Here is a 13,754-nt window from a genome sequence, read left to right as displayed (position 1 = left end):
AGACAGTTTACAGTATGACGCGATATCCCGTCCGCTGACGGCCGTTTTGCCGAAATCCGCGATTTTCCAACAAGACACGCTTCTATTGTTAGGTTAGTTGACATTTTATTCGCGATGGTGGGAGAATGAACCATGTCGCACAACGGGGTGCCGGCAAGCCGCACAAGGGATGTGCGGCGTCTCGCTCGAAAGGAGACTGAGAGAATGGTATCGAATAGAAAGCGTTTCATGGCCGGACTGGCAACGATCTCGGCGCTGTGCATCGCGCTCGCGGGCTGCGGCGGCGAGTCGAGCGGCGGCGACGCCGCCTCGGACGGCCCCATCGAGATCACCTACATGCACCGCCTGCCGGACAGCGACGGCATGGTGCTGGTCAACGACATCGTGGCGCGCTGGAACGAGGAGCATCCCGACATCCACGTCACCGCCACCAAGTTCGACGGCAACGCCGCCGACATGAAGCAGAAGCTGGAGCGCGACGTCAAGTCCGGCAACGCCCCCGACCTGGCGCAGATGGGCTACTCCGAGATTCCCGAGGTGTACGTCAAGGACATGCTGATGGACGTCACCGAATACGCCTCGCAGTATGAGGACGACTTCGCCTCCGGCCCGTACTCGCTGATGCAGGTGGACGGCAAGACCTTCGGCCTGCCGCAAGACACCGGTCCGCTGGTCTATTTCTACAACAAGGCCGAGTTCGACAGCCTGGGCATCTCGGTGCCGCAGACCAAGGACGAGCTCATCGCCGCCGCCAAGACCGCGGCCGCCCAGGGCAAGTACATCATGTCCTACCAGGCCGACGAGGTCGGCAACATGTTCTCCGGCCTGGCCGGCGCCTCCGGCGGCTGGTACTCGGTCGAGGACGGCGAATGGGTCGTCGACACCGAGACGGCCGGCTCCGCGGCCGTGGCCGACGTCTACCAGCAGCTGCTCGACGCGGGCGCGGCGACCACCAACCCGCGCTGGGACCCGTCCTTCGACGCCTCGCTGCAGGACGGCTCGCTGATCGGCACCATCGCCGCGGCCTGGGAGGCCCCGCTGTTCATCGACTCCTCCGGCGGCACCGGCTCCGGTGACTGGCAGGTCGCCCAGATCGGCGACTGGTTCGAGAACGACGGCAAGACCGGCCCCGACGGCGGCTCCGGCGTCGTGGTGCTCAAGGGCTGCGAGCATCCGGCCGAGGCGATGGAGTTCCTCGACTGGTTCAACACGCAGGTCGCCGATCTGGTCTCGCAGGGCCTGGTCGTGGCCGCGTCCACCGAGCCGGCCACCACGCCCGATTCGTGGGCCGAGTTCTTCGGCGGCCAGGACGTCATGGCCGAGTTCGCCACCGCGAACGAGAACATGGGCGACTTCACCTACATGCCGGGCTACTCCGCGGTCGACGCGGCGATGAAGGAGACCGCCGCCAAGGCGGTCGACGGCAGCGCCACGGTCGCGGACATCTTCTCCGTGGCCCAGACCACGTCGGTGGACGCGCTGAAGAACCTCAACCTTCCCGTGAAGGAGTGACGGGGTCCTTCGAACCGACACTCCAACCATGAAGGGCCGGAGCGGGACCCTGCTCCGGCCCTTTCTTTCCGAGGCCAACGGCGACCTCCCCGGCCCTGTGAGGGCCGCAACGTTTTCCAAGGACAAGGGTTTGTTATGACTGCAACGACGCATTCCGCAAAGGCCGCGAAGGCCGGGGCGGGCAGGCGCGCCGCCAAGCCGGGACGATCGAACGCGACGAAGCGTGCGAACCGCTATGGCTGGGCGTTCATGGCACCGTTCGCCATCCTGTTCGTCTTCGTGTTCATCCTGCCCATCATCTGGGCCATCTACTCGAGCTTCTTCCGCCAGGTGGCCACCGGCGGCGGCGCCTATGGCGGCGGCGAGCTGGTCAACCAGTTCGTGGGCGTCGAGAACTTCATCTACGTCATCACCTCGCAGGACTTCTGGGCCGGCGTGGGACGCGTGGTCGTCTACACGGTGATCCAGGTGCCGATCATGATCATCATCGCGTTGGTGCTGGCCATGATCATCGACTCGCTGGTGGTCAAGCACATCGGCGGCTTCCGTCTGGGCTACTTCCTGCCCTACGCCATCCCCGGCATGGTCGCCTCGATCATCTGGGTCTACCTGTACAACGGGCAGATCTCCCCGCTGGTCAAGGGACTGGCCGCCCTCGGCGTCAACGTCGACTTCTTCAACGACAACATCATCCTGGGATCGATGGCCAACATCACCACCTGGACGTTCACCGGATACAACATGATCATCTTCCTCGCCGCCCTGCAGGCGATCCCGCATGACCTGTACGAGGCGGCCCGCATCGATGGCGCGAACGGCTGGCAGATCGCGACGAAGATCAAGCTGCCGAACGTGCGCTCCGCGGCCCTGCTGGCGATGCTGCTGTCGATCGTCGGCACGATCCAGCTGTTCAACGAGCCCCAGATCATGCAGACCTCCGATCCGGGCATCTCCAAGTCGTACACGCCGATGATGATGGCGATGAACACCTCGCAGGGCACGATCACGCCCAGCGGCGACGGCCCGGCCAACGCCATCGCCATCGTCATGGCGCTCATCGCGGGTATTCTCGCGATGATTTACGCGTTCGCGGAAAGGAAGGTGAACCAGGAATGAGGGATATGAGCAAGGCTGCCCGCGCCCGCCGCAGGGCCGACCGCATCCGCGAGAAGCACGAGAACGACCTGCCGCGCTCGATGCGCCCGAACGCGATGGTCAAGACCATCACCGTCGTGATCCTGGTGGTCGCACTCATCTACTTCCTGTTCCCGATCTACTGGGCGATCATCGCCTGCACCAAGACCCCCTCGCAGCTCACCGGCAGCAACGGCCTGTGGTTCGCGGTGGGACTGGCCGACCTGCCGGACGCCATCGCCGACAACTACACGACGCTGTTGGGCTGGACCCGCGGCAACTTCTGGCGGTGGGTGCTCAACTCGCTGCTGTATTCGGGCATCTCCGCGCTCATCGGCACCGTCGTGTCGGTGATGGCCGGCTATGCGACCGCCAAGTTCGCGTTCCGCGGCCGCGGCCTGGCGATGGCCGTCATCATGGGCTGCATGCTGATGCCGGCCTCGCTGCTGACGATCCCGCAGTATTCGATCTTCCACGCGCTGCACCTGACCAACACGATGCTCGCGATCATCATCCCGTGCTCGGTCTCGCCGTTCGGCTTCTTCCTGGGGCGCGTGTACGCGCAGACCTCGGTGCCGGACGAGCTGATCGAGGCGGCCCGCATCGACGGCGCGGGCGAGGCCAGGATCTTCTTCACCATCGTGCTGCGGCTGCTCGCCCCCGCGATGGTGACGATCTTCCTGTTCATGTTCGTGCAGACGTGGAACAACTTCCTGCTGCCGCTGATGATGATCTCCAGCGACGAGCTCAAGCCGGTCACGCTGGGCCTGTACGGCATGGTGTCGCTGTCCACGTTCAACGACCGCGGCGCGCTGATGATGGGCGCCCTGCTCGGCGTGCTGCCGGTGATCGTCCTGTTCCTCGGCCTGCAGCGCTACTGGCAGGCCGGACTCGCGGCCGGCGCCGTCAAGGGCTGACGGCCGGGTCGCATCCCGATCGTGGCGGGCCGGCGCCCTCCTTCCGCCCCGGCCCGCCCCATCCCCATCGCGGGACGCCGTCCCGCGGCCATACCGCGCGCAAACGCGCCCGCTCCGCGACGACGCGGAAAGGAGAGACACACCACCATGACCACCACCGGACGTTTCACCCTGCCCAGCGAGGAGAATTTCGCCGAGAAGACCAGGGAGCTCGCCGAACTGTGGGGCGCGGACGCGATCCGCAACTCCGACGGCACGCACCTGGACGACGCCGTGCTCGCCCTGGGCAAGAAGGTGTACAGCGCGTACTTCCCGACGCGCGCGCACAACGAGTGGATCACCCTGCACATGGACGAGACCCCGCAGGTCTACCTGCTGACCGAGCGCGTCCTGGCCGAGGGCGCGGACGTGGACATCCCGCTGATGGCGGGCTTCTACGAGGAGCAGCTCCGGCCGAACCGCGACGCCGACCCGCACCGCTACTGGGAGGTCGTCGACCGCACCACCGGGCAGGTCGTCGACCCCGCCCGCTGGACGTACGACCCGCGCACCGACGTCGTCCACGTCGCGGACGCGACCCCGATGCACGAGTACACGGCCTCGTTCCTGGCCTACATCATCTGGGACCCCGTCGAGATGTACAACCACCTGACCAACGACTGGGGCGACAAGGAGCACGAGATCCCGTTCGACATCTACCACGAGAAGACCCGGGAGTTCGTGTTCGACACCTTCCGCGAATGGCTGAAGGACAACCCGCAGACCGACGTCGTGCGGTTCACCACGTTCTTCTACCAGTTCACGCTGATCTTCGACGCCAAGCGCCGCGAGAAGGTCGTCGACTGGTTCGGCTGCAGCTGCACCGTCTCGCCGCAGGCCCTGGACGACTTCGAGCGCGAGTACGGCTACCGGCTGCGCCCGGAGGACTTCGTGGACGAGGGCTGCTACAACTCGGCGTGGCGGATCCCGCGCAAGGCCCAGCGCGACTGGATCGACTTCCTGTCCGGCTTCGTGCGCGCCAACGTGAAGACGCTGGTCGACGAGACGCACGCCGCCGGCAAGGAGGCGATGATGTTCCTGGGCGACCAGTGGATCGGCACCGAGCCGTACAAGGACGGCTTCGCCGACCTGGGGCTGGACGCCGTGGTCGGCTCCATCGGCGACGGCACCACGACCCGCATGATCGCCGACATCCCCGGCGTGAGGTACACCGAGGGGCGGTTCCTGCCGTACTTCTTCCCCGACACCTTCCACGAGGGCAACGACCCGAGCATCGAGGGCCTGGACAACTGGCGCAAGGCCCGCCGCGCGATCCTGCGCTCGCCGATCTCGCGCATGGGCTACGGCGGCTACCTGTCGCTGGCCGCCAGGTTCCCCAAGTTCGTGGACACGGTGACCCGCATCGCCGACGAGTTCCGCGACATCCACGAGCGCACCGGCGGCCGGGCCGCCGAGGGCGAGCTCAACGTCGCGATCCTCAACTGCTGGGGCCGCATGCGCTCCTGGATGGCCTTCACCGTGGCGCACGCGCTGCCGAACAAGCAGACCTACTCGTACTACGGCATCCTCGAGGCGCTGTCGGGCATGCGCGTCAACGTGCGGTTCATCAGCTTCGACGACGTGCTCGACCACGGCATCGACCCCGACGTCGACGTCGTGATCAACGGCGGCCCGGCCGGCACCGCGTTCAGCGGCGGCGACGTGTGGAAGGACCCGCGGCTCGTGGAGACGCTGCGCGCCTGGGTGCGCGGCGGCGGCGCCTTCGTCGGCGTCGGCGAGCCCTCGGCGTGCCCGTGGCAGGGCCGGTTCTTCCAGCTCGCCGACGTGCTCGGCGTGGACGAGGAGCGCTACCAGACGCTGTCGGTCGACAAGTACTTCCCGCCCGTGACCCCGGAGCACTTCATCACCGCCGACGTGCACCTGGAGGACGGCGTGCTCGAGGCCGCGGCCCGCGCCGGATACGCCGGCAACGTCAGCGGCTGCGGCGGCGGGGTCGGCGCGAACATCGGCGGCATCGACTTCGGCGAGCCGGTCGCCAACACGTACCCGATCAACGAGGACGTCACGCTGATCCGCGCGGACGACGGCCAGGTCCAGCTGGCGGTGAACGACTACGGCAAGGGCCGCGGCGTCTACGTCTCCGGCCTGCCGTACTCGGCCGCCAACGCGCGCCTGCTCGAACGCATCCTGTTCCATGCGAGCCGCAACGAGGAGCGGTACGATGCATGGAGCTCGACGAATCCCGAATGCGAGGTGGCGCACTTCCCCGAGGCCGGGCTGTACTGCGTGATCAACAACACCGACCGCCCGCAGTCCACCGACGTCCGCCTGCCCGGCGGCGCGTCGGAGCACTTCGACCTCGACGGCAGCGCCATCGCCTGGCGGGAGGCGTAAGCCCGCAGCCGGCCGCGCGCGGCGCCCGCCTACGCGGCAGGCGCGCCGCGCACGGCCCGACACACGACAAATCCATGAGGGGGCAACCATGACAGACAACGACGCCATGCTCGCCGCGACGGCCGGACGCTTCGCCGTCGACGGCACCGTGCGGTCCGCGAAGGCCTACGGCGACGGCCACATCAACGCCACCTACCTGGTCGTCACCGACCGGCGGCGCTACATCATGCAGCGGATGAACACCGACGTGTTCCCCGACACCGCGAACCTGATGCGCAACATCGAGCTGGTCACCGGGTTCCTGCGCGCCAAGGGCCGCGAGACGCTCGAGATCATCCCCACGCGGGACGGCGCGACGTGGACCGTGGCCGAGGACGGCCCGTACCGCATGTACGCGTTCATCGAGAACACCGTGTCCTACAACCTCGTGCCCGACGCCGCGGTCTTCCGCGACGCGGGCGCCGCGTTCGGCGACTTTCAGAACCAGCTGGCCGACTTCGACGCCTCGCAGCTGACCGAGACCATCGCGCACTTCCACGACACGCCCAGCCGCTTCCGCGACTTCCTGGCCGCCGTGGAGTCCGACCCGCTGGGCCGCGCCGCCGGCTGCCGGCCGGAGATCGACTTCTTCCTGGCGCGCGCCGACCGGTACGGCACGATCATGGACGGCTTGGCGGACGGCACCGTGCCGCTGCGCGTCACCCACAACGACACCAAGCTCAACAACATCCTGATGGACGCCGACACGCACCGGGCGCGCGCCATCATCGACCTGGACACCGTGATGCCCGGCTCCATGCTGTTCGACTTCGGCGACTCGATCCGTTTCGGCGCCTCCACCGCGCTGGAGGACGAGCCCGACCTGGACAAGGTGCATTTCAGCGCCGAACTGTTCCGCGCCTACACCGAGGGCTTCGTCGGCCGGATGCGCCCGAGCATCACCGCGCGCGAGGCCGGGCTGCTGCCCGTCGCCGGGAACATGATGACGATGGAGTGCGGCATGCGCTTCCTCGCCGACCATCTGGCCGGCGACACCTACTTCGCCACCAAGTACCCCGGGCACAACCTGGTGCGCGCGCGCACGCAGATCAGGCTCGTGCAGGAGATGGAGCGGCAGGCCGACGCCATCCGCGCCATCGTCGACGAGGTGATGCAGGGGGAGCCGCGATGACGGACGACACGACGACGCGGCGCGCGCTCGACGGGTTCTACGCGGCCATCGACGCGCTCGTCGACTACGCCTGCGGGTGCCTCGGGCTCGACCCGGCCGACGCCGACTGGGCGCGCAACCTCGTGTTCGCGCGCTACGGGCTCGACTCGTACCGGCCGGTCGGCGCCTCCGGCGCCGACCGGGGAGTCGACGAGCTGGTCCGCACGTTCCGCGAGCGGGGCGTCGAGGCCGGCGCGTTCGCCCCCGAGGACGGCCCGGCCGAGGCCGACGCCGTGATGGGCGCGCTGTCGGCGCGGCCCTCCGCGCTGCAGCGGCGCTTCCTGGACATCGAGCGCGAACGCGGCGGCATGGCGGCCATGCGCTGGTTCTACGACTACTGCGTCGACGACACCTACGTCAAGCGCGCGCAGCTGGACGCGAACCCGCGCTTCGACTCGCACGGCCTGACCGTCACCATCAACCTCGCCAAGCCCGAGTTCAAGAACATGGCCAGGGCCGCCGCGGGCAACGCCATGGCCGGCGGCTACCCGCGCTGCACGATCTGCCACGAGAACGAGGGCTTCGCCGGGCGCAGCAAATGCACGCTGCGCACGATCCCGGTCACGCTCGGCGGCGAGCGGTGGTTCTGGCAGTTCTCTCCCTACGGGTACTTCGATCAGCACGGCATCTGCGTGAACACCGAGCACACGCCGATGCACGTGGACCGCGACACATTCGGCCAGCTGCTCGACTTCGTCGACCGCTTCCCCGGGTACTTCCTCGGCTGCAACGCGGCGCTGCCCCGCATCGGCGGCTCCGTGCTCGCCCACGACCACTTCCAGGGCGGCGGCGAGACGCTGCCGATGCACCGCGCGCCGGCCTGGGCCACGATGCGCACGGCCGGGCATCCGGACGCCGTCGTCGAGATCCTCGACTGGCCGGGCAGCGCGGTGCGCGTCGTGTCGCGCTCGCGGCGGGCGGTGATCGAGGTGAGCGACATGATCCGCGAGGGCTGGGTGGCCTACTCGGACCCCGCCCTGCACATCGCCGCGCGCGACGCGCAGGGCAACCGGCAGTCCGCGCTCTCGCCCAGCGCGATCGTCACCGACCGCGGCTACGAGATGAGCCTGATCTTCCGCAACAACGCCGTCAGCGAGGAGTACCCCGACGGCATCTTCCACGCCCACCCCGAGTACTACCCGGTCAAGCAGGAGCCGATCGGGCTGATCGAGGCGCAGGGCCTGTTCATCCTGCCCGGCCGGCTCGTCGGGCAGCTGGGCGAGATCGAGGACGCGCTCGCCGCCGGCGCCGACCTGCCCGACTCGGTGGGCGAGTTCGGGCTGGAATGGCGGGAGCTGACCGCGGCGCTCGCCGGCTCGCGCGACCGGACGGCCATCCGCGCGGCCATCCGCGACGAGCTCGGCAGCGTGTGCGCGCGCATCCTGGGCAACACCGCGGTGTTCCCGCGCAGGGAACTCACCCGCGAATTCCTGGCCGGGCTGGGGTTCGAGGGGTAGCGTAGAGGCGGGGCCGCCCCCGCGCCGGGCAGAGGCCGGGCGCGAGGGCGGCAACGGACACGAAAGGACGAACGATGACAACGATTCTGGTCACCGGCGGCGCCGGCTACATCGCCACCCACACCGACGTCGAGCTGCTGGAGCGCGGCTACGACGTCGTGTCGGTCGACAACTACGGCAACTCCTCGCCGGAGGCGCTGCGCCGCGTCGAGCAGATCACCGGCGGGACCATCCGCCGCTACGACGGCGACGTGCGCGACGCGGCGCTCATGGAGCGCATCTTCAGCGAGAACGACATCGACTGGGTGATCCACTTCGCCGGGCTCAAGGCCGTCGGCGAGTCGGTCGCCAAGCCCATCGAGTACTACGACAACAACCTGTACAGCACGCTGGTGCTGCTGCGCACGATGCGCGCGCACAACGTCAAGAAGATCATCTTCTCGTCGTCGGCGACCGTGTACGGCAAGCCCGAGGAGCTGCCGATCACCGAGCAGACGCCGACCGGCGGCACCACGAACCCGTACGGCACCTCGAAGCTGTTCCAGGAGCAGATGCTGCGCGACGTGCACGTGGCCGACGACTCGTGGACGGTCGTGCTGCTGCGCTACTTCAACCCGGTCGGCGCCCACGAGTCCGGCCTGCTGGGCGAGGACCCCAAGGGCATCCCGGCGAACCTCACGCCGTACATCGCCAAGGTCGCGCTCGGCGAGCTGGCCGAGGTGCAGGTGTTCGGCGACGACTACGACACCCCGGACGGCACCGGCGTGCGCGACTACATCCACGTCGTGGACCTGGCGCGCGGGCACGTCGCCGTGGTCGACAAAATCACGGACCCGGGCGTGTACGTGTACAACCTGGGCACCGGGCACGGCTATTCGGTGCTCGAGGTGATCCGCGCCTACGAGAAGGCGGCCGGCCACCCGATCCCGTACGCCATCAAGCCGCGGCGCCCCGGCGACATCGACGCCTGCTACGCCGACGCCTCGAAGGCCGAGCGGGAGCTGGGCTGGAAGGCCGAGCTGACCATCGACGACATGGCCGCGTCGTCGCTGAACTGGCAGACAAAGAACCCCAACGGGTTCCGCGGGCTGTGACCCTCGGCGGCCGGCCGCCCCGTAAGACGGTCCGCCGCCCGCAAACGACACAAGTCGTCTAGTCGTCTCCCGCACCCCTTGGTGACCGCCCGCCGCCCGCGACCCCGCGACCGGCGGGCGGTTCCATGCGCGGCGCGTGCCGCCGCCCGCCGATGTCAGACGATGCGCCGGTCGGCCGCCCACCGCGTCAGCTCGGTGCGGTTCGACAGCTGCAGCTTGCGCAGCACCGAGCTCATATGCGTCTCCACCGTCTTGATGGAGATGAACAGCTCCGAGGCGACCTCCTTGTAGGTGTAGCCGCGGGCGATGAGCCGCATGACCTCCTGCTCGCGTGCGGAGAGGCGGTCGAGCTCGTCGTCGTGCACGGGCGCGCCGGCCGGGGCGCCCTGGAATGCGGAGAGCACGAACCCGGCGAGCTTGGGGGAGAACACCGCGTAGCCCTCGTGCACCTGCTTGATCGAGGAGATCAGATCGTCGCCGGTGATGGTCTTGGTCACATAGCCGCGCGCGCCGGCGCGGATCACGGCGCCCACGTCCTGCGGGGAGTCGGAGACCGACAGCGCCAGGAACGCCGACCCGGGCGACAGCGCCCGCGACTTCGCCAGGATCTCGGCGCCTCCGCCGCCCTCGCCGCCGGGCACGTGGACGTCGAGCAGGACCACGTCGGGGCGGGTCTCGCCGATCATCGCCACCGAGCCCTCGACGTCGGGCGCCTGCCCGACGATGTCGAAATACGGCTGCAGCGTGGCGATGACCCCGGCGCGGAACATCTCGTGGTCGTCGACCACGGCCACCCGGATCGGGGCGGCATGGGGATCGGTCGTGTCATAGGGTGTCATGTCTTCGAGCGTAGCAGCGTTCATCGCGCGCCTCCTCCCCGTTGCTCCCCGGCCGGCTCGCCGTGCGGCGTCTGGTCGGCGCCGTCCGCCGTCCGCGCCGTGCCGCGGATCGGCATGTGCATGCGCACCTCGGTGCCCCAGCCGGGCCGCGAGACGATCTCCACGGAGCCGCCGCGGCGCTTGATTCGGCCCACGATGGACTCGCGGATGCCGAGGCGGTCCTCGGGGATGGCGTGGACGTCGAATCCGTCGCCATGGTCGCGCACGAACACCTCGACCGTGTCGTCGCCCGCCTCGCAGTACACCGAGATCGGCTCGCCGCCGTGCGTCACCGCGTTGACCAGGGCCTGGCGGGCGGCGTCGAGCAGCGCGTCGGTCTGCGCGCTCGGCCGCGCGTCGCCGACGGTGACCACCTCGATCGGCTTGCCGTGCTCGTCCTCGACCTGCGCGGCGATCTGCTTGAGCCCGCTGCTCACGGAGCGGTCCGACGGCGTGCGCTCCTGGTACAGCCATTCGCGCAGCTCGCGCTCCTGCTGCCGGGCGAGCGAGAACACCGTCTGCGGCTCGTCGGAGTGCAGCTGGATCAGCGCCAGCGTCTGCAGCACGCCGTCGTGCAGGTGCGCGGTCATGTCGGCGCGCTCCTCCTCGCGCTCCTTGAGGGCGCGTTCGGTGGCCAGCCCCCGCACCATCGCGTTCAGCCACGGCACGACGGCCAGCACCGCGCCGACCAGCAGCGCCATGCCGCCGAGGATGTAGCGGCCCGGCGCGGTCCAGCCCGTCGAGGCGACGTTGGCCACGTAGATCGCGTAGGCGAGGAACAGCAGCGCGAAGCCGGCGATCGTCGGCCAGGGGCGCCCGTCCTCGGCGGTGAACCGCAGCCAGGAGACCCCGACGCCGCACAGGCCCAGCATGATCGGGAACACGGCGAACGAGCTGACGCCGCTGGCCATGAGCAGGATGCTGGCGACGATCAGCACGACGCCCGCCGAGGCGACGAGCGCGGGTTTCGGCGCGCGTTTGAGGGCGTCGACGAGGCTTTCGGAGCCGTCGGCGGGGTCGGTGTCCGCTCCGGGGTCGGCGTCCGCGGATGCGGCGCCGAAGGCCGCGTTGCCGCGCGACAGCGGCGCCTGGCCGACCGGGCGGGCGTGCGCGGCCGCCGCGGCGACCGGGTCGCCGACCGGGAGGAACAGCCACAGGAACACGTAGGCCAGGATGCCGGCGCCGAAGAGGAACGCCGCGGCGACGAACAGCAGCCGGACCACGGCGACCGAGACGTGCAGGTGCAGGCTGATGCCGCGGCACACGCCGCACAGCCACCGCCCCTGCCTCGGGCGCATCAGGGGCAGCGCCGCCGGATGCGCCGGCCCGTACCCGGGCGCGCCGTGCCATTGCGGCGGCGCGCCGTACGGCACGGCGCGCGTGGCGTACGCAGGCATGTGGGGCGGAGTGCCCGGCGTGGGGTTCCATGGTTGCGTCATGGTTCCATTGTCCCGCCGCGAACCGGCTCGGACCCGGAGAACCGCGGTGTTCAGGGAATTTTCAGGGTGTTCCCGGATGGGTTCCGAGGCCGCGGCTTTGCTGTAATGGAACCATGAGCAATGCAAACCACACAACGTCCGGCGCATCCTGGCAGCCGCCGCAGGGCGGGCAGGGGGCGCCCGGCTGGCAGCCGCCGCAGGGGCGGCCCGCCGGCTCGCCGGGCGACTACGAACGGTATTCCACGCGGTTCTTCTCCTGGATCCGCGAAAGCGGGCTGACGCGCGGCGACGAGCGATGGATCGGCGGCGTGTGCGGCGGCCTGGCGTCGTACCTGGGGTGGAGCCCGATGCTGGTGCGCGCGCTGATGGTCGGCGCGGTCCTGGTGTGCGGCATCGGCGCCGCGTTCTACGGGCTGGCATGGTTCCTGCTGCCGGACGGCCGCGACGGGCGCATCCTGTGCGAGGAGCTGATGGGGGCGCGCTGGGACTGGAGCTGCGTCGGCGTGCTGGTGTGCCTGGTGGCCACGATCTTCTGGCCCGGCATGTGGATCTTCGGGCTGGGCGTCGGCGCGTCCGCGCTGTGGCTGATCGTGTGGTCGTGCGTCAACCGGCGCAACGAAGCCGACGCGAACCGCTGGCGGGCGCAGGGCAACGCCGCGCCGGGGTATGCCGCCGGCGGGTACGCCGGGTATGCCGCGGGCGCCGGTGCCGGCGGGTATGCCTCTGGAGCCGATGGCGGGTACGCCACGGGTGCCGCCGGTTCTGCCGCGGGCGCCGGTGCAGCCGGGTATGCCGCGGGTGCCGCCGGCGGGTATGACTTCCGACAGGAGACGGGCGCCCCGGCTCCCGGCGCTTCGGTCTTTGGTGCCGCCGCTCCCGGCGCCCCGGCCCAGGGGCCCGTTCCCGCGCCGCAGGGCATGGGGGACGGCGGTGGCGCCTCCGGCTCCGTACCCGGCTCCGCATCCGGCGGGGTTCCGGTCTTCGGCGGAACCACGAATCCCGGCGGCGCCGCGAACCCGTATGGCGCCGGCACGCCGAACGGCGGCCCCGATCTCTCGGTCCCGACCGCTCCGGACGGTGCCGCGGCCCACGGACCCGCGTCCGAGCCGGGGCTGACCCGCAATGACGGCGCCGCTCCGGTCCCGTCCGGCCCGCGCGGCGAGGTGGACTCCGCCAATGACGCCGCTGCGGCGCCCGGTGCCGCCGGCACTACTGTCGCTGCTTCCGATGCCGCCGACGGCGGCACGGCGACCGTCGGCGGTGCCGATGACACCGTTGCTGATGACGTCGTTGCTGCTGCCGATGATGTAACCGTCGACGCTGCCGCTGTCGGTGCCGCTGCCGTCGATGGCGCTGTTGTCGATGCCGCCGCCGTCGCCGCGCCCGTCGCGGTATCCGGTCGGAACGCCGATGCCGTGGATCCGGCCGACGGCGCCGGCGATGGTACGACTGGCGACGATACGGCCGGAGACGGCGCGAACGGCGACGCGATCCATGCCGACGCCGACCCCGCCGCGCGGGCCGCTCGTCTCGATGACGCCGAGCCTTCCGCCGCACCGGGCACTCGTCTCGATGACGCCGAATCCTCCGCCGTGCCGGGCGCCCGTCCCGGCGATGCCGGGCCTTCCGCAACGCCGGGCAGTCGTCCCGACGGCGCCGTCCGGCAACCCTTCGCCGGGCCGTCCGGCCCCGCCGCACCCCCGTCGCGACCCATCCCGC

The 13,754-nt window shown here is 69.8% G+C and carries 10 protein-coding genes; 8 read left to right on the top strand and 2 right to left on the bottom strand.

Annotated elements, in window-relative coordinates; genetic code table 11:
• The first annotated feature begins 204 nt into the window (after positions 1 to 204).
• From KIH73_RS06400 to galE, 7 genes are all read left to right on the top strand, one after another.
• Positions 205 to 1,512, top strand: a complete 1,308-nt coding sequence (locus KIH73_RS06400) for an ABC transporter substrate-binding protein (protein WP_219081714.1) — start codon at positions 205 to 207, stop codon at positions 1,510 to 1,512.
• A gap of 135 nt (positions 1,513 to 1,647) precedes the next feature.
• Complete coding sequence (locus KIH73_RS06395; RefSeq protein ID WP_219081712.1) at positions 1,648 to 2,628, top strand: carbohydrate ABC transporter permease; 981 nt, start codon at positions 1,648 to 1,650, stop codon at positions 2,626 to 2,628.
• A complete protein-coding gene (locus KIH73_RS06390) occupies positions 2,625 to 3,563 on the top strand; it encodes a carbohydrate ABC transporter permease (protein ID WP_219081710.1) in 939 nt (312 codons plus the stop codon). Before KIH73_RS06395 ends, KIH73_RS06390 begins: the two co-directional genes overlap by 4 nt.
• Positions 3,564 to 3,710: 147 nt before the next feature.
• Positions 3,711 to 5,957 (top strand): 1,3-beta-galactosyl-N-acetylhexosamine phosphorylase, encoded by a 2,247-nt coding sequence (gene gnpA / locus KIH73_RS06385; protein WP_219081708.1) that lies wholly within the window; start codon positions 3,711 to 3,713, stop codon positions 5,955 to 5,957.
• Positions 5,958 to 6,045: 88 nt separating this feature from the next.
• On the top strand, positions 6,046 to 7,128 hold the full coding sequence (locus tag KIH73_RS06380) for a phosphotransferase enzyme family protein (protein WP_219081706.1): 1,083 nt from the start codon (positions 6,046 to 6,048) through the stop codon (positions 7,126 to 7,128).
• Entirely contained in the window at positions 7,125 to 8,624 is a 1,500-nt protein-coding gene (locus KIH73_RS06375; protein WP_219081704.1) for a galactose-1-phosphate uridylyltransferase, read from the top strand. Before KIH73_RS06380 ends, KIH73_RS06375 begins: the two co-directional genes overlap by 4 nt.
• Before the next feature lie 74 nt (positions 8,625 to 8,698).
• Positions 8,699 to 9,718 (top strand): UDP-glucose 4-epimerase GalE, encoded by a 1,020-nt coding sequence (gene galE, locus KIH73_RS06370; protein WP_219081702.1) that lies wholly within the window; start codon positions 8,699 to 8,701, stop codon positions 9,716 to 9,718.
• Between the two features lie 155 nt (positions 9,719 to 9,873).
• Here galE and KIH73_RS06365 read toward each other — a convergent pair whose 3' ends face one another.
• Both KIH73_RS06365 and KIH73_RS06360 read right to left on the bottom strand, forming a co-directional pair.
• The gene (locus KIH73_RS06365) at positions 9,874 to 10,557 is read right to left on the bottom strand and encodes a LuxR C-terminal-related transcriptional regulator (protein ID WP_219081700.1); all 684 of its coding nucleotides are present in this window, start codon (positions 10,555 to 10,557) and stop codon (positions 9,874 to 9,876) included.
• A gap of 20 nt (positions 10,558 to 10,577) precedes the next feature.
• Positions 10,578 to 11,894 (bottom strand): ATP-binding protein, encoded by a 1,317-nt coding sequence (locus KIH73_RS06360; RefSeq protein ID WP_219081841.1) that lies wholly within the window; start codon positions 11,892 to 11,894, stop codon positions 10,578 to 10,580.
• A 128-nt stretch (positions 11,895 to 12,022) separates the two neighbouring features.
• On the opposite strand from KIH73_RS06360, the gene KIH73_RS10925 reads away from it, so the two are divergent.
• Positions 12,023 to 13,754 (top strand): PspC domain-containing protein (locus KIH73_RS10925; protein ID WP_338023969.1); only part of this gene is annotated, 1,732 nt, incomplete at its 3' end.

The sequence above is a fragment of the Bifidobacterium phasiani genome (assembly GCF_019331775.1).
Classification (GTDB): Bacteria; Actinomycetota; Actinomycetes; order Actinomycetales; family Bifidobacteriaceae; genus Bifidobacterium; species Bifidobacterium phasiani.
The sequence above is the reverse complement of the archived record's forward strand: the minus strand, read 5'-3'. Positions and strand labels throughout refer to the sequence as shown.

Excerpts from the sequence above, each read along its gene's own strand:
- KIH73_RS06400 (WP_219081714.1), top strand. The coding sequence starts at position 205 with ATGGTATCGAATAGAAAGCGTTTCATGGCCGGACTGGCAACGATCTCG.
- KIH73_RS06395 (WP_219081712.1), top strand. The coding sequence starts at position 1,648 with ATGACTGCAACGACGCATTCCGCAAAGGCCGCGAAGGCCGGGGCGGGC.
- KIH73_RS06390 (WP_219081710.1), top strand. The coding sequence starts at position 2,625 with ATGAGGGATATGAGCAAGGCTGCCCGCGCCCGCCGCAGGGCCGACCGC.
- gnpA (WP_219081708.1), top strand. The coding sequence starts at position 3,711 with ATGACCACCACCGGACGTTTCACCCTGCCCAGCGAGGAGAATTTCGCC.
- KIH73_RS06380 (WP_219081706.1), top strand. The coding sequence starts at position 6,046 with ATGACAGACAACGACGCCATGCTCGCCGCGACGGCCGGACGCTTCGCC.
- KIH73_RS06375 (WP_219081704.1), top strand. The coding sequence starts at position 7,125 with ATGACGGACGACACGACGACGCGGCGCGCGCTCGACGGGTTCTACGCG.
- galE (WP_219081702.1), top strand. The coding sequence starts at position 8,699 with ATGACAACGATTCTGGTCACCGGCGGCGCCGGCTACATCGCCACCCAC.
- KIH73_RS06365 (WP_219081700.1), bottom strand. The coding sequence starts at position 10,557 with ATGACACCCTATGACACGACCGATCCCCATGCCGCCCCGATCCGGGTG.
- KIH73_RS06360 (WP_219081841.1), bottom strand. The coding sequence starts at position 11,894 with ATGCGCCCGAGGCAGGGGCGGTGGCTGTGCGGCGTGTGCCGCGGCATC.